At 64.4% G+C, this 22,959-nt stretch carries 21 protein-coding genes; 12 read left to right on the top strand and 9 right to left on the bottom strand.

Translation table 11 applies throughout. From position 1 onward, the window contains the following. Positions 1-136: 136 nt before the first annotated feature. The 4 genes from LCM4577_RS02885 to LCM4577_RS02870 form a co-directional block, all read right to left on the bottom strand. Complete coding sequence (locus LCM4577_RS02885; RefSeq protein ID WP_071069513.1) at positions 137-1,120, bottom strand: 2-hydroxyacid dehydrogenase; 984 nt, start codon at positions 1,118-1,120, stop codon at positions 137-139. Then, positions 1,117-2,139 carry a LacI family DNA-binding transcriptional regulator gene (locus LCM4577_RS02880; protein WP_071069511.1) on the bottom strand — a complete coding sequence of 341 codons (1,023 nt, stop codon included), beginning with the start codon at positions 2,137-2,139 and terminating at the stop codon, positions 1,117-1,119. Before LCM4577_RS02880 ends, LCM4577_RS02885 begins: the two co-directional genes overlap by 4 nt. 65 nt (positions 2,140-2,204) lie before the next feature. Further along, positions 2,205-3,089 (bottom strand): DMT family transporter, encoded by an 885-nt coding sequence (locus tag LCM4577_RS02875; protein ID WP_071069873.1) that lies wholly within the window; start codon positions 3,087-3,089, stop codon positions 2,205-2,207. 303 nt (positions 3,090-3,392) lie between these two features. Further along, complete coding sequence (locus LCM4577_RS02870; RefSeq protein WP_040988983.1) at positions 3,393-3,800, bottom strand: DUF2000 family protein; 408 nt, start codon at positions 3,798-3,800, stop codon at positions 3,393-3,395. Positions 3,801-3,845: 45 nt separating this feature from the next. Between LCM4577_RS02870 and LCM4577_RS02865 the strand changes: the two genes are divergently transcribed. Continuing rightward, entirely contained in the window at positions 3,846-4,706 is an 861-nt protein-coding gene (locus LCM4577_RS02865; protein WP_071069509.1) for an AraC family transcriptional regulator, read from the top strand. A gap of 236 nt (positions 4,707-4,942) precedes the next feature. On the opposite strand, the gene LCM4577_RS02860 is transcribed toward LCM4577_RS02865, so the two are convergent. Continuing rightward, positions 4,943-5,416 (bottom strand): MarR family winged helix-turn-helix transcriptional regulator, encoded by a 474-nt coding sequence (locus LCM4577_RS02860; protein ID WP_071036813.1) that lies wholly within the window; start codon positions 5,414-5,416, stop codon positions 4,943-4,945. 386 nt (positions 5,417-5,802) lie between these two features. On the opposite strand from LCM4577_RS02860, the gene LCM4577_RS02855 reads away from it, so the two are divergent. The 8 genes from LCM4577_RS02855 (at position 5,803) to LCM4577_RS02820 (ending at position 14,487) form a co-directional block, all read left to right on the top strand. Beyond that, positions 5,803-6,858 carry a GTP-binding protein gene (locus LCM4577_RS02855; RefSeq protein WP_071069507.1) on the top strand — a complete coding sequence of 352 codons (1,056 nt, stop codon included), beginning with the start codon at positions 5,803-5,805 and terminating at the stop codon, positions 6,856-6,858. Positions 6,859-6,939: 81 nt separating this feature from the next. After that, complete coding sequence (locus LCM4577_RS02850) at positions 6,940-7,218, top strand: DUF1778 domain-containing protein (protein ID WP_040988913.1); 279 nt, start codon at positions 6,940-6,942, stop codon at positions 7,216-7,218. After that, positions 7,215-7,742: a GNAT family N-acetyltransferase gene (locus LCM4577_RS02845; protein WP_071036532.1), complete on the top strand. Its 528-nt coding sequence runs from the start codon at positions 7,215-7,217 to the stop codon at positions 7,740-7,742. The genes LCM4577_RS02850 and LCM4577_RS02845 overlap by 4 nt, the downstream gene beginning before the upstream one ends. Positions 7,743-7,852: 110 nt before the next feature. After that, positions 7,853-8,827 (top strand): WD40 repeat domain-containing protein, encoded by a 975-nt coding sequence (locus LCM4577_RS02840; protein ID WP_071036533.1) that lies wholly within the window; start codon positions 7,853-7,855, stop codon positions 8,825-8,827. 72 nt (positions 8,828-8,899) lie between these two features. Next, positions 8,900-10,276: an aspartate aminotransferase family protein gene (locus LCM4577_RS02835; RefSeq protein WP_071036534.1), complete on the top strand. Its 1,377-nt coding sequence runs from the start codon at positions 8,900-8,902 to the stop codon at positions 10,274-10,276. A gap of 11 nt (positions 10,277-10,287) precedes the next feature. Beyond that, complete coding sequence (locus LCM4577_RS02830; protein WP_071069505.1) at positions 10,288-11,694, top strand: glutamine synthetase family protein; 1,407 nt, start codon at positions 10,288-10,290, stop codon at positions 11,692-11,694. Between the two features lie 88 nt (positions 11,695-11,782). After that, on the top strand, positions 11,783-13,018 hold the full coding sequence (locus LCM4577_RS02825) for a putative DNA modification/repair radical SAM protein (RefSeq protein ID WP_071069502.1): 1,236 nt from the start codon (positions 11,783-11,785) through the stop codon (positions 13,016-13,018). A gap of 2 nt (positions 13,019-13,020) precedes the next feature. Then, on the top strand, positions 13,021-14,487 hold the full coding sequence (locus tag LCM4577_RS02820) for a UdgX family uracil-DNA binding protein (RefSeq protein WP_071069499.1): 1,467 nt from the start codon (positions 13,021-13,023) through the stop codon (positions 14,485-14,487). A gap of 244 nt (positions 14,488-14,731) precedes the next feature. Here the strand turns inward: LCM4577_RS02820 and LCM4577_RS02815 are convergent, their stop codons facing one another. From LCM4577_RS02815 to LCM4577_RS02800, 4 genes are all read right to left on the bottom strand, one after another. Further along, positions 14,732-15,991 carry a glycerate kinase gene (locus LCM4577_RS02815; RefSeq protein WP_071069497.1) on the bottom strand — a complete coding sequence of 420 codons (1,260 nt, stop codon included), beginning with the start codon at positions 15,989-15,991 and terminating at the stop codon, positions 14,732-14,734. After that, a complete protein-coding gene (locus tag LCM4577_RS02810) occupies positions 15,988-16,491 on the bottom strand; it encodes a heme-degrading domain-containing protein (RefSeq protein WP_071069495.1) in 504 nt (167 codons plus the stop codon). Before LCM4577_RS02810 ends, LCM4577_RS02815 begins: the two co-directional genes overlap by 4 nt. Before the next feature lie 217 nt (positions 16,492-16,708). Continuing rightward, entirely contained in the window at positions 16,709-18,022 is a 1,314-nt protein-coding gene (guaD, locus tag LCM4577_RS02805; RefSeq protein WP_071069493.1) for a guanine deaminase, read from the bottom strand. A 2-nt stretch (positions 18,023-18,024) separates the two neighbouring features. Continuing rightward, on the bottom strand, positions 18,025-19,251 hold the full coding sequence (locus LCM4577_RS02800; protein ID WP_071069491.1) for a urate hydroxylase PuuD: 1,227 nt from the start codon (positions 19,249-19,251) through the stop codon (positions 18,025-18,027). A 139-nt stretch (positions 19,252-19,390) separates the two neighbouring features. On the opposite strand from LCM4577_RS02800, the gene LCM4577_RS02795 reads away from it, so the two are divergent. From LCM4577_RS02795 to LCM4577_RS02785, 3 genes are all read left to right on the top strand, one after another. Further along, positions 19,391-20,311 (top strand): LysR family transcriptional regulator, encoded by a 921-nt coding sequence (locus tag LCM4577_RS02795; RefSeq protein WP_041007278.1) that lies wholly within the window; start codon positions 19,391-19,393, stop codon positions 20,309-20,311. A 428-nt stretch (positions 20,312-20,739) separates the two neighbouring features. After that, positions 20,740-21,708, top strand: a complete 969-nt coding sequence (locus LCM4577_RS02790) for an LLM class flavin-dependent oxidoreductase (RefSeq protein WP_071069489.1) — start codon at positions 20,740-20,742, stop codon at positions 21,706-21,708. Then, the gene (locus LCM4577_RS02785; protein WP_071069487.1) at positions 21,705-22,955 is read left to right on the top strand and encodes an LLM class flavin-dependent oxidoreductase; all 1,251 of its coding nucleotides are present in this window, start codon (positions 21,705-21,707) and stop codon (positions 22,953-22,955) included. Before LCM4577_RS02790 ends, LCM4577_RS02785 begins: the two co-directional genes overlap by 4 nt. Positions 22,956-22,959: the final 4 nt, after the last annotated feature.

The following is a 22,959-nucleotide window of genomic DNA, read 5'->3' as shown; positions in this document are numbered from 1 at the left end:
CAGCATGGAAAATGATTTCAAAGCGTTAAGTGGGAGTTAATGGGGCTGCTAAAGCATTAACAAATGTGGCGAAAGCGCCTGGAGCGGTTCAACGTTCGATGGAGGGAAGACCGCCTTATACCTGCCTGAAGGCGCTCTAGCCGCGCGCCTTGATGTTGATGGTCTCCGGCACGGGCGTCAGCGGCCGGCGCTCGGCGAACCAGGAGACGAGATTGTCGACGCAGAGATCCGCCATGGCGCGGCGGGTGTGGACCGACGCCGAGCCGACATGCGGCAGAAGCGAGGTGTTGGGGGCGTCGAGCAGGGCCCGCGGCACGTTCGGCTCTTCGGCAAAGACGTCGAGCCCGGCGGCGGCGATGGCGCCGCTTTCGAGGGCGGCGGCGAGCGCCGCCTCGTCGACCGTCGAGCCGCGGCCGATATTGATGAAAACGCCGTTCGGACCCAGCGCCGACAAGATTTCGGCATTGATCGCCCTCTCCGTGGCAGCGCCGCCCGGAGCGACGCAGATCAGCGTGTCGACGGCTTCGGCAAGCCCTTTCAAAGTGGCATGATAGCCGTAAGCCAGGCCTTCGACCCTGCGGCGGTTGTGGTAGGCGATCGGCAGGCCGAAGGCTTCGATGCGGCGGGCGACGGCCCGGCCGATGCGGCCCATGCCGAAAATGCCGACGCTGCGGCCGCGCAAGGTAAGCCGGCTCAGGCGATAATTGCCCTTCTCCGCCCAGTCGCCGTCGCGCAGCCATTTCTCGGCGGCGTAGAGCTCGCGCACGGTGTTGATCAGCAGGCCAATGGCGGTGTCGGCGACCTCCTCGGTCAGGACGTCGGGCGTGTTGGTGACCATGACGCCGCGCTTGGCCGCGTGATTGGCGTCGACGGAATCGTAGCCGACGCCGAAACTGGCGATGATCTCGAGATTGGGCAGCGCGTCGATCATCGCCGCGCTGATGCCTGCGTAGGACGCGATGCCGCGCACCGTCGCGCGCATCTCGTCCGTCACCAGCGCCGGATCGGCGCGTTCGATCCGCACAGGCCTGAACGCCTTGTCGATGCGGCTGACGGCATGATCGTTGAAATCGGCGGGCACCAGGATGGCGACCGGCAATCCTCCTTCGGGCTTGGTCATGCACGCTCCACCGGCTTCCCGGTCGACTGCCGCAGATGCAGTTCCGGCTTGATCAGTTCCTGCGAGGGCCGCACCGCCTGCCCGTTCAACTTGTCGAGCAAGGCGCTCGCGGCGCGGCGGCCGACCTCGCGCTGACCGTTCCAGACCGTGGTCAGCGCCGGCGTCGCGATTGCCGCCTCCTCGAGATCGTCATAGCCGGTCACGGAGATATCGACGCCCGGCACGAGGCCGGCGCGCGCGATGCCGTTCATCAGCCCGATCGCGACCAGGTCGTTCCAGCAGCAGGCGGCGGTGGGCTTGTCCTTCAGCGCCAGAAACTGCCCCGCGGCCTCGAACCCCGCCTGCTTGGTGCGCGGCCCCGGAATGCGCCAGGACGGCTTCACCTCCAGGCCGGCCGCCTCCATCGCGTTGAGATAGCCCTGGTAGCGGTCGCGGCCGGTCGAGGTCTGGTCGGTGCCGCCGACCATGGCGATGCGCTTGTGGCCGAGCGAGATCAGATGATTGGTGGCCAATGCGGTGCCATAAGCATCGTCGCCGCGGAACACCGGCACGTCGGCGCCGGCCACGGTGCGCGCGATCAGCACCGCCGGCAGGCCGTTTTCCTCGGCCATGATGATGTCCTCGGCCGGAGTGCCGATGGCCGGCGACATGATGACGCCGTCGGCGCCGAGCTGCAGCAGCGTGTCGATGAAGGTGCGCTGCTTTTCCAACTGGTCGTAATGGTTGGAGAGGATGAAGGTCTGGCGGCTGCGGTCGAGCTCGCTTTCGATCGAGCGCAGGATCTCGGCGAAGAACGGGTTCATGATGTCGTGAACGACGACGCCGACAATACCGGACCGCGAGGTGCGCAACGAGGCGGCGCGGCGGTTGTAGATATAGCCGATGGCGCGGGCATGTTCCTTGATGCGCTCGCGCGTGGCGCCGGCCACCAGCGGGCTGTCGCGCAGCGCCAGCGATACCGTTGCCGTGGAGACGCCGAGCGCATCCGCGATTGTCGAAAGCTTGATCTTCTGTGCCAGGCCCTTCGCTCCCCAGGGTCTTTAAACTGTTTAAATTCGGCCTTATGCCATCGATCGGGAGCAAATCAAAGTTTTTTCGCCAGCGCCTCGGCCTCAGTGTCGAGCGAAGCGGAGTTGCGGACGCGAAGCCGGTGCTCGCGGTGAATGATGTAGAGCCCGCTGGCAACGATGATGGCCGCACCGAGCAACGTCCAGCGGTCGGGGAACTGGTGGAAGATCACCCAGCCGGAGATGATCATCCACACCATTTGCGAATAGGGGAACGGCGCCAGTTGCGTCGTGGTCGCCAGACGATAGGCGCGGACCAGCAGATAGTGCCCGCCGGCGCCGAAGACGCCCAGCATCAGGACGACGAACCATTGGATGCCGCCGTGCGGCAGCGCGGGCGAGAAGGCGAGCATCGGGGCCAGCAGCACCGACGGCGCCAGCGCCGAGAACAATATCAGGCTCTCGGAGGTTTCCGTCGCCGACATGCGCCGCGTCATGATGACGTAGAAGCTGTTCGACAGCATCGAGCCCAGCGCGAAGAGATGGCCGATGCCGAACACGCCGACGCCCGGCCGGGTGATGATCAGAACACCGACAAAGCCGGTGAGGATCGCGAGCCATCGCCGCCAGCCGGCCCATTCGCCAAGCAGCGGGCCGGCAAGAGCGGTGATCACCATCGGGCCGAAGAAATAGATCGAGGTGGTTTCGGCGAGCTGCAGTGTCTTCAGCGCCAGGATGTTGAACATGGTGGAGCCGAAAAGCATGCAGCCGCGCAATATATGCGCCGGCAGGTTGTTGGCGCGAAAACGCCTCGGCTCGCGCCAGCCGCGCAGAAAGAGGCCGACCAGCAGGACATGGACGGCGAAGCGGGTCCAGGCGACGATCAGCGCCGAGACGCCGGCCAGCACCAGATATTTGCTGGAGGTGTCCAGAAAGGTGAAGCAGACATAGACGCAAAGCATCAGAAGCATCGCCGCGGGCGGCGTTGCGCTGTCGTCGGTGTTTTTGGGAATGCTCAAGGTCGGGCCGAAGGAAGATAGACATTACCCTTCTGCGGCAATCGCCGCTGGCCAGCAAGCCAAAAGCGACTGGCCCAACAAGCGCGCCGGACAGGCTTAGAGCGGATTGCCGTCGGCGATTGGTTCGAACGGTTCTCGCGGGTCGTCATCCACGGCCGGAGCAAGGAGCGAAGCGACGCGCGCAGACCCGAGGATGACGAGGTCGCGAGGTTGCAGCCAATCCCGAACGTTCAAGACGGTACAAAATCAACCATGCATGCGGGCGCCCTTGGTGATCTTGTCGACGAGTTTTTTGTCGCCGCGCAAGGCGATGCCGACAATCCTGGCGTCGTCCGGCGCGAATTCGGCGAAGACGGCGCGGTTGGCGACGTCGTGCCCGGTCGAAAACATCTCCTCGACATAGGCGGACGTCGTCACCCCGCGCTCCAAGGCCCGGCGATGGATCGTGCCCAGCGTCGCTGCATCGGCCGACAGGACGATGACCGGCTGGATCGACATCGGGTTATAAAGGTTGCCGGCGCGGTCGCGATAGGGCTCGCCGATGATTTCGGGAAACTGCGCGACGATGCCGCTGGTCAGGAACGCGGTGACGTTGAGCTTCTGCCACACCGGCAGATCCTCTCTCAGGACAATTGCAATTTTCGTATCGAACACCAAGATTGATACTCCGAGATGGCCCATGACGGGCGGAACAGGGCGATGGCGCAGGCTCTAGGCGCGGAAGCGACGGAAGGTCTTGAACGTTCGTGCGCGGATGCAGCCAACGGCGATCGCATCGTTTCGGCGCCGGGCGGGCTTGGCCTCGAACGCATCGAGGCGCGCTTCCACGGCAACGCCTTCGAGCTGCACCGGCACGACACCTATGCGATCGGCGTTACACTCAACGGCGTGCAGCGCTTCCATTATCGCGGCGCGCTGCAGCACAGCCTGCCGGGCCAGGCGATCGTGCTGCACCCCGACGAATTGCACGATGGCGGCGCCGGCACGGAAGACGGGCTGCGCTACAGGATCCTCTACCTGGAGCCGTCCCTGCTGCTCGACTGCCTCGGCGGCGAGCCGCTGCCCTTCGTCCATGGCGCCGTTGTCGACGATCCGGCGCTACGGGACACGCTGTTCTCGGCGCTGGCGCCGCTGAACGAAGAGCTCTGCGACCTGTTCGTGGCGGATTTCGTCGCGCAACTGGCGCAGCATCTGAGACGCCACGCGGGAAAGCCGGCAAAGTCAGCGAGCAAGACCGCCTGGCGCGCAGCGGCGCTTGCGCGCGACTATCTGGAAGAGAATGCCGAGCGTGCAGTGCATTCCGATGAGCTGGAGGCCGTCACCGGCCTCGACCGCTACGCGCTGTCGCGCCATTTTCGCGCCACCTATTCGACCAGCCCGCATCGCTTCCTGTTGATGCGCCGGCTGCAAAGAGCGCGACGCATGATCGCCGAGGGCGAGTCGCTGGCGGAGATCGCCGCCGGCGCCGGCTTCAGCGACCAGAGCCATTTCAACCGGCATTTCAAGAAGGCGTTCGGCATGACGCCGGGGCGCTGGGCGACGCTTGTGCGCGACGCGTAGGCGCGATGCGCAGCATCGTCGCTAACCGCGAGACGCCCGATGATGGCGCTTAGGCGCGACGCGCAGCGTCGTCGCCCTTCCTCTAAGCCGCCGATGCATTGATCCACGGTTGCGCGACGATGCTTCGCATCGCGCGTCTGTCACCAACGCCTCGCGGTTGAGCGATGACGCTGCGCGTCACGCTTTCGGAACAATGTCGACGTGGGTGAGTGAAGCGACGATGCTTCGCATCGCGCTTACGCTTCATCCAGCTCCGCGTCGTCGTCCAACAGGACCAGATCTTCGTTCGACAGGTTCGCCTCGATGCGGGCGAGCAACTTGAACAGCGCCTTCTGGTCCTTCTTGTCGAGGCCCCTCAGCGCCTGCTTCTCGGTCTTCTTGACCGACTTCTCGATGGCGCGGATGGTTTCGCGGCCGGACTCGGTGAGGAATATATGGGCCTGGCGGGCATCGGCGTTGGAGGCGCGCTTTTCGAGGAAACCCTGCGCCTGCAGCCGGTTGATGGTCTTGGTGATGGTCGGCGGCCGCACGCCAAGCCGGCCGGCGAGATTGCCGGGAGTCTGGCCGTCCTCGCGGTCGAGCGCCAGCATGATCTGGTCCTGGCCGGCATAAAAACCATGCGCCAGAAGCCGCGCGGCGAGCGCCGTGCGCGCCAATCTCGCCGCCGAATGCAGCCGGCTCATGGTCGCTGTCTTGTCCGCCTTGGCCATGGTCGTTCCCTCTTCGGCCGAACCGGCGCGGCCAGCATAGAGGCCGCCCGACGGTTGGCAAATGACGATCTCTAAGAACCGGCTTGCGGAACGCTTTGCCGGCAAGCATTGCGGTGCCCGCGCAGGTGATGCCAGATGTTTATTTCAGTTAGATGACAAACGACTTTTGAACCGACGAGATTCACAACGGAGGCCGGCAATGACCTCTGGCCACTCTCGTGGCCCCTCCGTTCTGCCTGCCCCGGCCGCCGCCAATCCGTCCCTCGGCGCCCGCCGGTCAGGAGCTCCGCCTGGCCTATCGGTTTGGCGCGTGCAAAAGCGTGGCACCCATCCTATATGAGGCCGACAATCCCAGATTTTCGAGGCCAAGATCTTCGAGGCAAACCATGAGCGATGCACAGACGCAAATCCCCGTAACCGTTCTCACCGGCTATCTCGGCGCGGGCAAGACGACGCTGCTCAACCGCATCCTGTCGGAAAACCACGGCAAGCGTTACGCCGTCATCGTCAACGAGTTCGGCGAGATCGGTATCGATAACGACCTGATCGTGGAATCCGACGAGGAAATCTACGAGATGAACAATGGCTGCGTGTGCTGCACGGTGCGCGGCGACCTGATCCGCGTCGTCGAGGGCCTGATGCGCCGGCCCGGCCGCTTCGACGCTATCGTCGTCGAGACCACGGGCCTCGCCGATCCGGTGCCGGTGGCGCAGACCTTCTTCATGGACGATGACGTGCGCACCAAGACCAAGCTCGACGCTGTGGTGGCGCTGGTCGACGCCAAGCACCTGCCGCTGCGCCTCAAGGATTCCAAGGAAGCCGAGGACCAGATCGCCTTCGCCGACGTGGTGGTGCTGAACAAGACCGACCTCGTCACGCCGGAAGAGCTCGAAAAGGTCGAAGCGACCATCCGCGCCATCAATCCGGCGGCAAAGATCCATCGCACGCAGCGGTCCGGCGTGGCGCTCGACGAAGTGCTCGACCGCGGCGCCTTCGACCTGTCGCGGGCGCTGGAGAACGACCCGCATTTCCTCGAGGCGCACGACCACGATCACGACCATGAATGCGGCCCGGATTGCGATCACGACCACCATCATCACGACGGTCACGATCATCATCACCACCATGCGTCCGACATCCATGACGTGACGGTGAAGTCGGTGTCGCTGYGGGGCGGCGAGATGGATCCGAAGAAGTTCTTCCCCTGGATCGAAAAGGTCACCCAGATGGAAGGGCCGAACATCCTGCGGCTGAAGGGCATCATCGCGCTCAAGGGCGACGAGGACCGCTATGTATTGCAGGGCGTGCACATGATCCTCGAGGGCGACCACCAGCGTGCTTGGAAGGACGGCGAAAAGCATGAAAGCCGGCTGGTTTTCATCGGCCGCGATCTCGACGCCGAGCGGCTCAGAAAGAGTTTTGAGGCCTGCCAGGCGGCCTAAACGCCAAATTGTTTATCCCATAGGATTGATTGCGGCTTCATGTACACATACCATGTGTACATGAAGCCTGGGAGACACCCTATGTCGCGGCCCTCCGACCAGAAGACTGAGCGCTATCAAATTCGCATTGCGCCCGCGCAGAAGGCGATGATCGCGCGCGCGGCTGCACTCTCGCATCAGGACGTTGCCGACTTCATCCTCAACAAGGTCGTTCCCGAGGCGCAGGCTGTGATCGAAGCCGCGGAGGTCACAAAAGTATCCGACCGTAATTTCACACGCATACTCGACCTGCTGGAGAATCCGCCGAGACCCAATGCAAAACTGCGAGCGGCGATCGCGGCCTTACCGGAAACACTGTGACACTGCCGTCCTGGCACGAGCAGCCGATTGCGAAACAGCACGATCGGGCCTCGTTCGACTGCGGCGACGCACAGATGAATGACTTTTTGCGGCGGTTCGCGCGACAGAGCCACGAACAAAATGCCGCCAAGACCTTCTGTGCAATCGACGACGCGAATACCGAGCGGATTCTCGGCTTTTATACAATCGCGCCGTCTGCATTCGCTCACGAAACCGTGCCCGCGGCCATGACGAGGGGTTTGGCGCGGCACGAAGTTTCCGGTTTCAAGCTTGCCCGTCTCGCGACGGATCGCCGCGTTGCAGGGCAAGGGCTTGGCGGTCAGTTGCTTGCCGCCGCCGCGCTCCGCTGCTTGCGCCTCGCTGGCGAGGGCGGCGGCGTCCTGCTCATTATTGACGCCAAGAGTGAGCGGGCAGCAGGATGGTACACCAGCTACGGTGCCGAGCCTCTTCAAGGCCAACCTTTGACACTGGTGATGCCGCTTGCGACTTTTGCGACGGAGTTGCGGGCAAAGGGGCTGCTTTGATGCCTTCCCACCCTGTCTTTGAGGGACCGCTGCCGGTTCCTATGGTTGCCGATGCGGGAAACGTCGAGTAAGCCGCCAGATAAATCCAAATCTCGCTCACGCAGGAAGCCATGCCCACAGTCGCCCCGCTTGATCTCGAAGGCCATTGCGTCGCCGCCGTCTTCCTCAACGACGTGCCGCATTTCGCCTTGGCCGACGGCGCGATCCACCGGTTGGACAACGGGCAGAAAACGATACAGGCCAATGACGGCCTGCTTTCCGCCTTCCATGACGCGGCCAACGACCGGCTGATCACGGGTGGCGAGGACGGCAAGGTGTTTGCTGTCAAGGCCGGCGGCGAGGTGAGCGAACTCGCCAGCGTCGGCAAGAAATGGGTCACCAGCGTCACTGCCGGACCGCAGGGCGCGATCGCCTATGCCTCCGGCAAGACCGCGTTCGTGCGTTTCGCCGACGGCAGGATCAAGGAATTTGCCCATCCGCGTTCTGTGGAGGGGCTGGCCTTCTCGCCCAAGGGCATGCGTTTCGGCGTCGCCCGCTACAATGGCGCGACGCTGCATTTCCCGGCCGCCGAGGGCAAGCCGGTGGAGCTCGAATGGGCTGGCGCCCATACCGGGATCACCTTTTCGCCGGACGGCGCCTTCCTCGTCACCACCATGCAGGAGAATGCGCTGCATGGCTGGAAGCTCGCCGACGGCAAGCACATGCGCATGTCGGGCTATCCCGGCAAGGTGAAAAGCCTGTCCTGGAGCGTGAAGGGTAAATGGCTGGCAAGCTCCGGCGCGCCGGCGGCGATCGTCTGGCCGTTCCAAGCCAAGGACGGGCCGATGGGCAAGGCGCCGCTGGAGCTCGGCACGCGCGGCAACACGATGGTGACCTGCGTCGCCTGCCATCCGAGCCAGGACGTCACGGCCATCGGATATGAGGACGGCATGGTGATCGCGGCGCGCTTCGCCGATGCCAAGGAAGTGCTGCTACGCCGCCCCGGCAAGGGCGCCATCACGTCGATGACGTGGGACAAGGAAGAGCGCCGCATCGTGTTCGGAAGCACCGCCGGCGATTGCGGCGTCATCGATATTACAGCATAGGCAGTAGGGATTGGGCAGTAGGGCTTAGGTGACGGCACCTACTGCCTACTGCCTACTGCCTCAGGGGGGCTCATGCATTCAACCGACGGGACTTCTATCGGCGGCATCGACATCGCCCGCATCGCAGCGTTGCGCGAGGCAGAGGCGGCCGCCTTCCGCAAGGCGCGGCCGAAATCCGAGGCGAAGCTCGGCAACGGCATTGCCGGTTTCCTCGGCGGCGTGCCGATGCACTGGATGACCGACTGGCCAACGCCGTTCCCGATCCTGGTCGACGGCGCCAAGGGCGCCACCATCACCGACATAGACGGCAACAGGCTCGACGATTTCTGCCTGGGCGACACCGGCTCGATGCTCGGCCATTCGCCGCCTGCGGTCGCGCGCGCCATCCGCCGGCAGGCCGCGCGCGGCCTGACCTACATGCTGCCCAGCGAGGACGCGCTGGCGATCGGCACCCTCCTGCAGCAGCGCTTCGGCCTGCCCTATTGGCAGATCGCCACCACCGCCACGGACGCCAACCGCTTCGCACTGCGCGTCGCCCGCGCGGTGACGGGACGCGAGAAGATCCTGGTCTTCAACGGCTGCTATCACGGCTCGGTCGACGAGACGATGGTGCGGCTGATCGACGGCAAGCCGGTGAACCGGCCTGGGCTCGCGGGCGAGTTCCGCGATCTCACGCGGGCTACCAAGATCGTCGAATTCAACGACATCCCAGCCTTGGAGGCAGCGCTTGCGGACCGCGACGTCGCCTGCGTCATCACCGAGCCGGTGCTGACCAATTCCTGCATGGTGCTGCCGGAACCCGGCTTCCACGACGCGCTGCGGCAGCTGACCCGCGCGGCCGGCACGCTGCTTCTGATCGACGAGACGCATACCATCTCCACCGGCTCCGGCGGCTTTACGAAGAAGCACGGGCTGGAGCCGGATTTCTTCGTGCTCGGCAAGCCGGTGGCCGGCGGCGTGCCGGCGAGCATCTGGGGCATGAGCGAGGAGGTCGCCACGCGCTACGGCGCCTACAACCGGACCAAGGAGCCCGGCTATTCCGGCATGGGCACAACATTGTCGGCCAATCCGCTGCAATTCGCGGCGATGCGCGCGACGCTGGAAGAGGTGATGACCGAGGAGGCCTACGCGCATATGGACCGGCTGGCGCGCCGGCTCGATGCGGGGCTCTCCGCCGTCATCCAGCGAAACAAGCTGCCCTGGCATGTCGCGCGGGTCGGCGCGCGCGTCGAATTCATCTGCGCGCCGGGACCGTTGCACAATGGTGGCGAGGCGGAGAAGGCGCATGCGCCGGAACTCGAAGCCGCCATCCATGTCGCGCTGGTCAATCGCGGCGTGCTGATCGCGCCGTTCCACAACATGATGCTGATATCGCCGGTCACAACGTCCGCACAAGTGAGGCGGCTGATCGCCGCCTTCGCCGCGGTTGCGGGCAAACTTGCGGCGTGAGACAAGCAGTTATGGACAATCCGAACGCCGTAACCACCTCGCCTTCCGGCTCGACACCGGCCGAGGCAAAAGCCTTTCTCGACGCCCATCCCGACATCGAGGCTTTCGACATCGTGCTCACCGACGCCAACGGTATCGGCCGCGGCAAGATCGTGCGCCGGCACGAGCTGATGGGCATTTTCGAGAGCGGCCGGCATCTGCCGATCTCGATCCTCGGCCTCGACATCACCGGCGAGGACGTGCACGAGACCGGCCTGGTGTGGGACACCGGCGACGGCGACCTCAGGGCATGGCCGATCCCGGGCACGCTGGCGCCGCTCTTCGGCACCAGCCCGCCACGTGGCCAGATGCTGATGTCGATGTACCATCTCGACGGCCAGCCCATGACCTCCGACCCGCGGCTGGTGCTGGCAAGGCAGGTGGAATTGCTCGCCGCGCGCGGCCTGCATCCGGCCGGTGCCTTCGAGCTGGAGTTCTTCCTGCTGTCCAACGAGCGCGACGCGGACGGCAAGGTGCAGCCTGCCCGCGCGGTGCTCGACGGCCGCCGCTCGGCCAAGACCGAGGTCTATTCGGTCGACCACCTGCACGGCATGGAGCCGCTGTTTTCCGACATCTACGCCGCAGCGAAGGCGCAAGGCATCCCGGCCGAAACGGTCATTTCCGAATACGCGCCCGGCCAGTACGAGCTGACGCTCAACTACCGCAAGGACGTGATGCGCGCGGCGGACGACCTCGTGATGCTGAAGCGGCTGGTGCGAGCGCAAGCGCGCCGGCACGGCGTCACCGCCTGCTTCATGGCCAAGCCCATCGAGGCCTATGCCGGCTCCGGCATGCATTTCCACGTCTCGCTGCAGGACGATTCCGGCCGCAACGTTTTCACCGAGGCAACCGGCGAGAAATGGTCGCCCAAGCTGCTCAACGCGCTGGGCGGCTTGATCCACACCATGGCGGAATCGATGCTGGTGTTTGCGCCGCACGCCAATTCATGGCGGCGCTTCGTCTCGCAATCCTACGCGCCGGTGGCGCCGACATGGGGCGTCAACAACCGGTCGGTGGCGTTGCGCGTGCCGGCGGGCGATACCAGGAACCGCCGCATCGAACACCGGCCCTCCGGCGTCGACGCCAACCCGTATCTGATCGCTGCAACAGTGCTGGCCGGCATCGTCAAAGGCCTGGATGAAGGTCTGGATCCCGGTCCCGAGACGACCGGCAACGGCTACGAGCAGGCGACGGAGAAATCGGCGATGCCTGCCGACTGGCGCGCCGCGATCGAAGCGGCCCGTGCCTCCGATTTTCTGAAGTCGGCGCTCGGCCCCGACCTGCACCGCACCTTCGTGGCGATCAAGCAGGCTGAATATCTACGGGTTGCCCGGACCGTCAGCGAATTGGACTATCACCTCTACCTGCACGAGGTCTAAGGCTGGCACGACAGGCGCGGCGATCACGTTTTGCCAGCGGCAATCAAAAGTTATAGCCAATTGCACCTTTGGAACATATCATGAACAAATGGCTGTGCTTTCCATCCGCGAGAAACTGGCGATCCTGTCGGACGCCGCCAAATACGACGCTTCTTGCGCGTCGTCCGGCTCGGCAAAACGAGACTCGCTGAGATCGGGCGGCATCGGCTCGACCGAGGGTTCCGGCATCTGCCATTCCTACGCGCCGGACGGGCGCTGCATCTCGCTGCTCAAAATCCTGCTCACCAATTTCTGCATCTATGACTGCAGCTATTGCATCAACCGCTCGTCCTCGAATGTGCGGCGCGCCCGCTTCAGCGTCGAGGAGGTGGTGAAGCTCACCATGGATTTCTACCGGCGCAACTACATCGAGGGCCTGTTCCTGTCGTCAGGCGTCATCCGCTCGCCCGACGAGACCATGGGCGAGATGGTCGAGGTAGCGCGCAGGCTGAGGATCGAGGAGAAGTTCGGCGGTTATATCCACCTGAAGACAATTCCTGAGGCGTCGGCCGAGCTGATCGAGAAGGCAGGGCTTTATGCCGACCGTTTGTCGATCAATGTCGAGCTGCCGACCGACGAGGGTGTGAAGAAGCTGGCGCCGGAGAAGAAGCCGGAAACGATCCGGCTTTCGATGGCCAAACTGCGCCGCAAGATCGAGGAGAAGGCCGAGCCCACTTTGCAGAGCCGCAGGCGCGAGCGCTTCGCGCCGGGCGGCCAGTCGACGCAGATGATCGTCGGCGCCGACAAGACGTCCGATGACGGCATCCTGCGTGCCAGCGCCCGGCTTTACGGCAGCTATCGCCTCAGACGCGTCTATTACTCCGCCTTCAGCCCGATCCCGGATTCGTCGTCGTCCCTGCCATTGCAGAAACCGCCGCTGATACGCGAGCACCGGCTCTATCAGGCCGACTGRCTGATGCGCTTCTACGGCTTCTCGCAACCGGAGATCCTCGCCGGCAGCAATGACGGCATGCTCGACCTTGCCATCGACCCCAAGCTTGCGTGGGCGCTGCGCAACCGGGGCCGCTTTCCGGTCGACGTCAACCGCGCCGAGCGAGAAGCGCTGCTGCGCGTTCCCGGCCTCGGCACCAAGGTCATCGACCGGATCATCGAGACACGCCGCCACCGCCGGCTGCGGCTCGAGGATGTCGGCCGGCTCTGTCATTCGGTCGCCAAGGTGCGGCCTTTCATCATCGCGGAAGGCTGGTCGCCGGGAGCGTTGACCGACAAGGCCGGTTTGCGCCAGGAGATCACCCGCTCCTGCGAGCAGCTTTCATTGTTCTGACCATGACAAGAACTCAGCTCAACCTCGCCGCTCATCTCGTCCGGCTCGAAAGCCAGACCGATTTCGCCGGCTGGCGGGATGCGGCGCGCCGGCTGGCGACGAACGATATTCCGCCGGAAGATGTTGCGTGGCAGGTCGAACCGGATCGCGAAAGTTGCGCCAGCGATTTGCCGCCTGCGCAAGCCGATGCGCGGCTGGTCGTGYCGCGCGACTTCATCGAGCGCGCCGAGACTGTGATCTGCCATTCCGATCCGGAGCGCTTCAGCTTTCTCTACCGGCTGCTCTGGCGGTTGCGTTCGGAGCCGAAGCTGCTTTCGATCGCCACCGATCCCGATATCCGGCGGCTGGAGGCGATGGAGAAGGCGGTACATCGCGACATCCACAAGATGCGCGCCTTCGTGCGCTTCCGAAAAATCGGCGAAGGCCCGGACGAGCGCTATGTCGCGTGGTTCGAGCCCGATCATTTCATCGTCGAGCGCAATGCCGATTTCTTCGTGCGCCGATTCACCGGCATGCGCTGGACGATCCTGACCCCGCATGCCTCAGCCGACTGGGACGGCGAGCGTCTGGCGATCGGCCCAGGTGCGGCCAAGCGCGACGCGCCGGCGGAAGACGATGCCGAGGCGCTGTGGCGGACCTATTTCGAAAACATCTTCAACCCGGCCCGCCTCAAGGTGAAGGCGATGCAGAGGGAGATGCCGAAGAAATATTGGCGGAACCTTCCCGAGGCCTCGCTCATTCCAGATCTGATAGCAGGAGCGGACAGAGCCGCATCAGACATGATCGCCCGGATGCCAACCACCCCAGCACCGCACCATGCCAAGGTGAAGGCCAAGCACTGGCCGACGCCCGAGCCGTCCGATGTTGTGGCGCCAGAGGCCGACGATATTCCGGAGCTGCGCGAGGAGGCGAAAGGATGCCGCCGCTGTCCGTTGTGGCGCGATGCGACCCAGACTGTCTTCGGCGAGGGGCCGGAGAATGCCGATGTGATCTTCGTCGGCGAGCAGCCCGGCGACCAGGAGGACCTGGCCGGCAAGCCCTTTGTCGGGCCAGCGGGCAGAATATTCGACAGCATCCTGGACGATGCCGCGATCGACCGCCGCAAGGTCTATGTGACCAATGCGGTCAAACATTTCAAATTCGAGCCGCGTGGTAAAAGGCGTATCCACTCCAAGCCCAATGCCGGCGAGATTCAGGCCTGCCGCTGGTGGCTGGACAAGGAACTTGATCTCGTCAAGCCGAACCTCGTCGTGGCGCTCGGCGCGACGGCGGCGCAGTCGCTGCTCGGCAAGGCGGTGCCGATCACCAAGATGCGCGGCGACGTGGTCGAGCGCGAGGATGGGTTGCGGGTGTTCCTCACCATCCACCCGTCCTTCATTCTGCGCATCCGCGAGCAGGAGGATAAGGAAGCCGAGCGGGAGCGGTTTTTGCAGGATATGAGGAAAGTAAGGAAGTTGATGGCTGCTTGATCGATCGCATGACCCCGGAGATTAGCCGAAACGCCCGTCAGGTCGTCATCCACGGGCGGAGCAAGGAGCGAAGCGACGCAGCGCAGACCCGAGGATCCATGCCGTGACTTCAACGCGCCGCCACGGTCCAGAATTCTGCTCCGCTGCACTCCACGGCCGAGGCAATTGCATGGATTCCAGGGTCTGCGCGCGTCGCTACGCTCCTTGCATTGCCTTGGAATGACGACCTCTGTGGGGCTCCGCGCTATCGAACGAGTATTGCCCTCAGATCATTGACGTTCGTCCCCGTCGGTCCCGGCACAAACAAATCCCTGACCGCATTGAACGCCGTCCAGGCGTTGTTGCCGGCAAGCATCGCCTTGGCATCGACGCCTACCGCCCGCATGCGCGACACAGTCGAGCCGTCGGCGAAGGCGCCGGCATTGTTCTCCGAGCCGTCTATGCCGTCCGTATCGGCGGCCAGGGCATGGATGCCGTTCACGCCCTCGATGCCGATAGCAAAGGCGAGCAGGAACTCGGAATTGCGGCCGCCCTTGCCCTTGGCGCGGAGTGTAACGGTGGTCTCGCCGCCGGAAAGGATCAGGACGGGCTTGGCGAAGGGGCGATTGCGCGTCGCAACCTCGCGCGCGATCGCGGCATGCACGCCACCGACCTCACGCGCCTCGCCTTCGATCGCATCCGACAGGATGACGGCCTCGATGCCCCGCCGCCTGGCTTCGGCGGCTGCCGCTTCCAGCGACACGCCGGCAGAGGCTGTCAGGTGCACTTCATTGCCGGCAAAGCACGGATCGTCTGGGCGCGGAGCATCGGCGGCCGGCGAATTGATATGCGCCATGACCGAGGCCGGCAGTTTCATGCCATAAGCGGCAATCGAGGCCAGYGCGTCCTCGCGGCTGCCGGTGTCGGGAACGGTCGGACCCGAGGCAACCAGCGCCGGATTGTCGCCGGGGATGTCGGAGACGACCAGCGACACCACCCGCGCCGGATGCGCCGCGGCGGCCAGGCGTCCGCCCTTGATGGTCGAGACATGCTTGCGGATGGTGTTCATCGCCGCGATTGGCGCGCCGGAGGCAAGCAGCGCCTCGTTGACGGCGATCTCATCGGCAAGCGTCAGCCCGGGCGCGGGCGACGGCAGCAGGGCCGAGCCGCCGCCGGAAATCAGCGCCACGACCAGATCGTCGGCGGTCAGGCCCCGCACCTTCTCCAGCAGCCGGCGCGATCCCTCGAGGCCGGCGGCGTCCGGCACCGGGTGCGCCGCCTCGATGATCTCGATGCGCTCGCAGCTGGCGCCATAGCCGTAGCGGGTGACGACAAGGCCATCGATCGGACCGTCCCAGACCTTCTCGAAGGCCGCCGCCATCTGCGCCGAGCCTTTGCCCGCGCCGATGACGATGGTGCGGCCCTTCGGCTTTGCCGGCAAATGATTGCGGATCGTCTTTTCCGGGTCGGCGGCGGCGACGGCGGCGTTGAAGATCGAGGTGAGGAAGGTTTTTGGATCGGTCATTTGTCTTCCGGCGGCAACCTGAGCTTGCTCGCATCGACGCCCAGATGCGCGCAAAGCGCATCGACGACGACGCCATGATCCTCGCGCTCCGGCAGGCCCGAAACGGCGATGACCCCGATCACGCCTGCGCCCTTGACGGTGACCGGAAAGCCGCCGCCGGCCAGCACATAGTCGGCAATGTCCAGGCCTTCACCGATTTTGAACGTGCGGTCCGGGCGCTGCTGTTCCAGCACCAGGCGATAGGTGCTTCTGAGATATCGCTTCACGACATTGATCTTGCRCCGCGCCCAGTCCGGATTGGAAGCGTTGGAGCCGGGCATCGCGGCATAGAAGAGCGGCCGGTCGAAGGTCCTGATGTCGACGATAATAGGCAGGTCTTCTTTCAGAGCCCTGTCCCTGATGGCGGAGCCGATCTTGAAGGCAACGGCCTCGTCGAAGGCCGGGAAGACCAGCGTGGCTTCCTGTTTCTTGATCAGAGCGATGTCGTCGGCGGTGGCCATGGCGTTTTCTCCGAAATTCCACCGTCGTTTGTACGACAAGCTCTGTCTGGTCAAGCATTCGTCGCGGACGCCCCCTCATCCGGCGCTTCGCGGCCACCTTCTCCCCAAGGGGAGAAGAGACTGGCGCCAACGTCCGCGACCTCCTCTCCCCTCGGGGAGAGGTCGGATTGCCCCGAATTGCCCTTCGCAATTCGGTTGGCAATCCGGGTGAGGGGGTTCACGCCACAATGGCGCTCTTCGCCGGCCGACCCGCCACATAGACCTCGCGCACCACACGGTCGTCGCCCAGCGTCTGCAAGAGGAACAGCTCCTCGGCCAGCGTCTCGACCGTTTCCATCCTGAGCCGCATGCCAGGCGTCGCATGGGCATCGAGCACGACGATATCGGCATCGGTGCCTTCCTCCAGCGTGCCGACCTTGTCTGCCACCGACAGTGCCTCGGCATTGCCGCGCGTCAATTGCCAGAAGGACTGGAACGGGTTGAGCTTCTCGCCGTTCAGCGCGATCACCTTGTAACCCTCGTCCATGGTGCGCAGCATCGAATAATTGGTGCCGCCGCCGACATCCGTGGCCGCGGCGATCCTGAGCGGCTTCTCGCGCCGGCGGTAGCGCTGATAGTCGAACAGGCCGGAGCCGAGGAAAAGGTTTGAGGTCGGGCAGAACACCGCCACCGAGCCCGATTGCGACAGCGCATCGGCCTCGCGCTCCGACAGATGGATGCAGTGGCCGAACAGGCTTTTCCTGCCCAGCAGGCCGTAATGTTCATAGACGTCTGTATAGTCGCGCGACCAGGGATAGAGCTCCTGGGTGAAGGCAATCTCGGCATGGTTCTCGGACAGATGCGTCTGCATGTGGAGATCGGGATATTCGCGGCAGAGCGCGCCGGCCGTCTCCATCTGCTCCGGCGTCGACGTGATGGCGAAGCGCGGCGTGATGGCATAAAGCTGGCGGCCCTTGCCGTGCCATTCGGCGATCAGCGCCTTGCTATCGTCATAGCCGGTCTGCGGCGTGTCGAGCACGCCGTCCGGCGCGTTGCGGTCCATCATCACCTTGCCGGCGATATTGAGCATGTTGCGCTCATGCGACTCGGCGAAGAAGGCCTCGGCGGAAGATTTGTGCACCGAGCAATAGGCGACGACCGTCGTCGTGCCCTGGCGCAGCATTTCGTCGAGGAAGAGCCTGGCGATGCGGCGGCCATGTTGCGCGTTCTGGAATTTCGACTCTTCCGGAAACGTGTATTTGTTCAGCCAGTCGAGCAGCTCGGCGCCGTAGGAGGCGATGATCTGCATCTGCGGTACATGCACGTGGGCGTCGAGGAAGCCCGGCAGGATGAGGTGCGGGCGATGGTCGACCGTCTCGATGCCCGCGCCCGCTTTCTTCGCGACCTCGGCATAGGAACCGGCGGCGACGATCCTGCCATTGTCGATCAGCAGGGCGCCATCCTCCTCGAAACGCCAGGCGGAATGGTCGTCGATCGTTTCGGGCCAGCGCAGGAAGGAGAGCGTGCGGCCGCGCAGAATTTTCGCTGTCATGCTTACTTTCCGGCGCCTTCGAACCAGGCGACCAGAAGGGCCCGTTCCTGGTCGGTGATCTGGGTGACGTTGGCCGGAGGCATGGCGTGCGCCCGGCCGGCCTGGATGTAAATCTCGCGCGCATGCTCGGCGATGCGCTCGTCGGTGTCGAGCAGCACGCCCTTCGGCGCATGGTAGATGCCTTCATAGACCGGCTCTTGCGTGTGGCACATGGAGCAGCGGCCAAGCACGGTGTCGCGCACCGCCGGGAAATGCGCCGAGGCCATATAGACCTGCGCGGCCGAGGAGGCGACGGAGGTCTTCGGCTCGCCGGTCAGCACCTTCGGCACGGTCGACAGCCAGATGATGATCATGAACAGCACAGCCGCACCCAGCCAGGTCCAGGTCGGGCTGCCTTTCCTGGCATGCACGGTGTTGAAATAGTGCCGGATCAAGACGCCGATGATGAAGACCAGCGAGGCGATGACCCAGTTGAACTGCGTGCCGAAGGCCAGCGGATAGTGGTTCGACAGCATCAGGAACAGGACGGGCAAGGTCAGGTAGTTGTTGTGCAGCGAGCGCTGCTTGGCGATCTTGCCGTATTTCGGGTCGGGCTTGCGGCCGGCGATGAGGTCGGCGACGACGATCTTCTGGTTGGGGATGATGACCATGAAGACGTTGGCCGACATGATCGTGGCGGTGATGGCGCCGAGGTGCAGGAAGGCGGCGCGGCCGGTGAAGAGATGCGTCAGCCCCCAGGCGATGAAGACCAGCACGCAGTAGAGCACCAGCATCAGCCCGGTGTCGCTCTTGCCCAATGGCGAGCGGCAGAGCAGGTCGTAGACGATCCAGCCGACGCCGATGGTGGCCAGCGACAGGAGGATGCCGACCGGCACCGAAATGTTGAGCACATTGGGGTCGATCAGGAAGAGATCGGCGCCGGCATAATAGACCACGCAGAGCATGGCGAAGCCGGACAGCCAGGTGGCGTAGGATTCCCATTTGAACCAGGTGAGGTGCTCCGGCATCTCGGCGGGCGCCACAAGGTATTTCTGAATGTGGTAGAAGCCGCCGCCATGCACCTGCCACTCCTCGCCGAAGGCGCCGGCGGGCAGGCCGGGGCGCTGGCGCAGGCCGAGATCGAGCGCGACGAAATAGAAGGACGAGCCGATCCAGGCGATGCCGGTGATGACATGCAGCCAGCGGACCGCAAAACTCAGCCAGTCCCAGAAAATCGCGAAATCCATCATTGCATTCGTCCCTGCCGATGAGAGCGACTTTACGGTCTGGCGCGCAAACGAAAAGAGGCGAGGTGCGCGATGACTTTCAAAAAAAAATGGAAAATACTAGGCTTGCCCTTCGCAGCCGTTTGAGAGCCACGACACCCGCATGGCCTATCTCGACAACATCGCCGTCTTCGTCCGCGTCGTCGAGCTCGGCAATCTGTCGGCGGCGGGGCGCGACATGCGCATTTCGCCTGCGGTCGCCTCCAACCGCATCAAGGAACTGGAAAAGCACCTCGGCGTCCGGCTGTTCAACCGTACAACCCGTCAATTGATGCCGACCGAGCACGGCACGGTGTTCTACACCGGTGCCAAGCAGGTGCTGGATGCGATCACCGAGGCGGAAGCCGCGGTCGCGGCCCTTTCCGGCCAGCCGCGCGGCACCATCAGGGTTACGGCGCCTCTCGGCCTCGGCCGCCGGCTGATCGCGTCCGGTATCCCTGATTTCCACGACAAATACCCCGATATCGAGGTGCGGCTGAGGCTCTCCGACCACAATGTCGATATCATGAAGGAGGGCATCGACGTCGCCTTCCGCCTCGGCATCATCGAGGATTCCAGCCTCAGGATGCGCGGCATCATGGAGTGCGAGCGCGTGCTGGTGGCGGCGCCGAAATATCTGGAAGCGCGCGGCGAACCGGTTGAGCCGCAGGAGTTGGTCGGCAAGAAGCACGACTGCCTGATGCTGCGCTATGCCGGCGCGCGCGAATATGTCTGGACGCTACAGACGCCGGGCGGCCCGCAGAAGTTCGAGGTGCACGGCCCCTACGACACCGATGATGGCGACGTTCTGACCGGCTGGGCGCTGTCGGGGCGCGGCATCATCAACAAGCCACGTTTCGAGGTCGAGCCATTCATCCGAGACCAGCGGCTGAAAGTGATTCTGCCGCAGACGCCGCCAACCGCGGTGCAGTTCGCCGCCGTCTATCCGCACAAGAAGCTGCAGGACCCGAAGGTGCGGCTGCTGCTCGATTTCATGGCCGAGCGCTGCCAGCGGCTGATCAAGGATATCCTGGCCGGGAAGTAGGGGCGGCAGCGCTCCGTCGCTGTTTGGCCGAAGCCTCCGCGATATCGTCATCCACGTGCGGAGCGACGCGAAGCGGCGCGCAGACCCGAGGATCCATTCCGTGACCTTAATCGTATGGCGCAGCGGCGCAGAATTCTGCATCGTAGGGCGGCGCTTCGAAGTCAGGGGATGGATTCCATGGTCTGCGCCGCGTCGCTTCGCTCCTTGCTCCGCCATAGAATGACGACCGCGAGGGGCGTTCGCGCTAATCGTCGAAGTATGTCGCCGCCAAGACGACATTCGGGCCAAGATCTCTGCCTCGAGGCAGAAGAAGGCTGGCCGGCAAGTGACAGGCTGGTGGCCCACTCGATCCCGTTGCCATGCGCGAAGAGGGGCCTAGGTTGGTGACCAGACGTCTGCCCGCTTTCAGGGCAGCCGAAGGGCCCCACATGCATTTCGCCGTTTCGCTCAACATCGCAGCCACAGGACAAGAAGCCCTGGATTTCGGCCAGATCAGCACTTTCGTCCAGCAGGCGGAGGCGGCCGGTGTCGACATGGTCATCATTTCCGACTCGCTGACGAGCGGCGAGCCATCGACCAGCCCGTTCGAAGCGACGACCCTTCTTGCCGCACTGGCCACCGTAACAGAGAAGATAGGCCTCGTGGCGAGTGCTTCGACGCTTGCACACCAGCCCTACAACCTGGCGCGACGTTTTGCATCCCTCGATATCATCAGCCATGGCCGCGTCGGCTGGAACGCGACACTGCGGCAGAGCTCGCTCGAGGCGGCCAATTTCAGCCGACCGGCAGGCATTCCGAACGATGACTTCCGACGACGCGCCGAGGAATTCATCGGCATCGTGCAAGGGCTGTGGCGAGGCTGGGACGCGGACGCCTTGCTGTTCGACAAGGCGGGCGGACGGTTCCACGATCCCGCCAAGATGCATGTCCTCGACCATAAGGGCGAGTTCTTCGCGGTGCGCGGGCCGCTCAATGTCGCGCGCTCGCCGCAGGACATGCCGGTGCTGGCCATGTCCGGCCTCGCCGGGGCCGACTTCGATTTCGCCGCCGGCGTCGCCGATGTCATAGCGATTGAGGAGCCATCGCCGGAAGGCGCTAGAGCGACCTGCGACGATCTCAAGAAACGGGTGCTGACCGCCGGACGAACGGCTGACGCCCTGAAAGTGCTGACGACAGTTTTCGCGCCCGATCTCACCGCTGCAAGGCTGGAGGCGTGGTTGGACGCAGAAAGCTGTGATGGCCTCATCTTCGCTTTCCCGGCTGATCTTTCCGCGATCAACGGTTTCACCGATCGCATCGTGCCAGAATTGCGCCGTCGAAACTCTGACCGCTCTGCTTACTATGCCGACACGACGCTGCGTGCCCACCTCGGGCTCGGCGATGGAGGCGCAAAATGAGCGCGCGTCAGATGAAGCTCGGCCTGTTCCTGTGGGCGACCGGCCACCACATAGCGGCCTGGCGGCATCCGGACGCACATGTGAGGGCCGGCATCGACATCGATCATTACATCGCGCTTGCCCGTACGGCGGAAGCGGCGAAGTTCGACATGGTGTTCTGCGAGGACGCGGCCGGCCTGCGCGAGGCGAATGTCAACATTGCCAGCCAGACCTCGCGCTCGATCGGCTTCGAGCCGATCAGCCTGCTGTCGGCGCTGGCCGCGCAGACCGAGCGCATCGGCTTGGTTTCCACGGCATCGACCAGCTACAACGAGCCCTATGGGCTGGCGCGCATGTTCGCCTCGCTCGACAATCTGAGTGGCGGGCGGGCCGGCTGGAACCTCGTCACCTCGGCAAGCCCGGTCGAAGCGGCGAATTTCGGCGCAACGGGTCTGCGGCCGCACGCGGACCGTTATGCGCGGGCGCGCGAGTTCGCCACGGTGATCACCGGCTTGTGGAACCGGCGCCCGGCCGGCCATGACGGCGAAAGCTTCTCGGTGCGCGATCCGCTCGATATCCCGCCCTCGCCGCAAGGCGCGCCGGTGATGGTGCAGGCCGGGGCATCGGACGATGGCAAGGATCTTGCGGCGCGCACCGCCGATGTCGTGTTCTCGGCGGCACAGACCTTCGAGGAAGCCAAGGCCTTCTATGACGACCTCAAGGCGCGGCTCGCCGCCTATGGCCGCCAGCCAGACGATGTGAAGATCATGCCCGGCGTCGCGCCGATCGTGGCCGCAACGAAAGCCGAGGCGCAGGCGAAATACGATGCGCTGCAGGAGTTGATCCCCGACGATGTCGGCGTGGCCCTGCTCTCCAGCTATCTCAGCATCTCCGACCTCGGCCGCTATCCGATCGACGGACCGCTGCCCGAACTGCCGGAAAGCGAAGGCATGAAGAGCCGGCAGGCGCTGGTGATCGAGCAGGCGCGCCGCGACGGGCTCTCGATCCGCGACCTCGCGCGGTACTTTGCCGGCGCACGCGGCCATTGGCGCATCGTCGGCACGGCCGGAGAGATCGCCGACGAATTGCAGGCGCGCTTCGAAGGCGGCGCGGCGGACGGCTTCAACGTGATGCCGTCCTGGTTCCCGGGCGAGCTCGACGCCTTCGCGACGCTGGTGGTGCCGGAATTGCAGCGGCGCGGCCTGTTCCGCAAGGACTATGAGGGCCGCACGCTGCGCGAGCATCTCGGCCTGAAGCGGCCGGCTTAAGGGC

The organism is Mesorhizobium sp. LCM 4577 (assembly GCF_001854795.2).
In the GTDB taxonomy this organism is placed as follows: Bacteria; Pseudomonadota; Alphaproteobacteria; order Rhizobiales; family Rhizobiaceae; genus Mesorhizobium; species Mesorhizobium plurifarium.
This window is presented reverse-complemented; position numbering and strand designations above follow the sequence as displayed.

Bases quoted from the DNA above. Each gene is read 5' to 3' on its own strand.
- LCM4577_RS02865 (WP_071069509.1), top strand. From the start codon at position 3,846: ATGGCGCAGGCTCTAGGCGCGGAAGCGACGGAAGGTCTTGAACGTTCG.
- LCM4577_RS02785 (WP_071069487.1), top strand. From the start codon at position 21,705: ATGAGCGCGCGTCAGATGAAGCTCGGCCTGTTCCTGTGGGCGACCGGC.
- LCM4577_RS02885 (WP_071069513.1), bottom strand. From the start codon at position 1,120: ATGACCAAGCCCGAAGGAGGATTGCCGGTCGCCATCCTGGTGCCCGCC.
- LCM4577_RS02875 (WP_071069873.1), bottom strand. From the start codon at position 3,089: ATGCTTTGCGTCTATGTCTGCTTCACCTTTCTGGACACCTCCAGCAAA.
- LCM4577_RS02840 (WP_071036533.1), top strand. From the start codon at position 7,853: ATGCCCACAGTCGCCCCGCTTGATCTCGAAGGCCATTGCGTCGCCGCC.
- LCM4577_RS02830 (WP_071069505.1), top strand. From the start codon at position 10,288: ATGGACAATCCGAACGCCGTAACCACCTCGCCTTCCGGCTCGACACCG.
- LCM4577_RS02850 (WP_040988913.1), top strand. From the start codon at position 6,940: ATGTCGCGGCCCTCCGACCAGAAGACTGAGCGCTATCAAATTCGCATT.
- guaD (WP_071069493.1), bottom strand. From the start codon at position 18,022: ATGACAGCGAAAATTCTGCGCGGCCGCACGCTCTCCTTCCTGCGCTGG.
- LCM4577_RS02790 (WP_071069489.1), top strand. From the start codon at position 20,740: ATGCATTTCGCCGTTTCGCTCAACATCGCAGCCACAGGACAAGAAGCC.
- LCM4577_RS02860 (WP_071036813.1), bottom strand. From the start codon at position 5,416: ATGGCCAAGGCGGACAAGACAGCGACCATGAGCCGGCTGCATTCGGCG.
- LCM4577_RS02795 (WP_041007278.1), top strand. From the start codon at position 19,391: ATGGCCTATCTCGACAACATCGCCGTCTTCGTCCGCGTCGTCGAGCTC.
- LCM4577_RS02835 (WP_071036534.1), top strand. From the start codon at position 8,900: ATGCATTCAACCGACGGGACTTCTATCGGCGGCATCGACATCGCCCGC.
- LCM4577_RS02800 (WP_071069491.1), bottom strand. From the start codon at position 19,251: ATGATGGATTTCGCGATTTTCTGGGACTGGCTGAGTTTTGCGGTCCGC.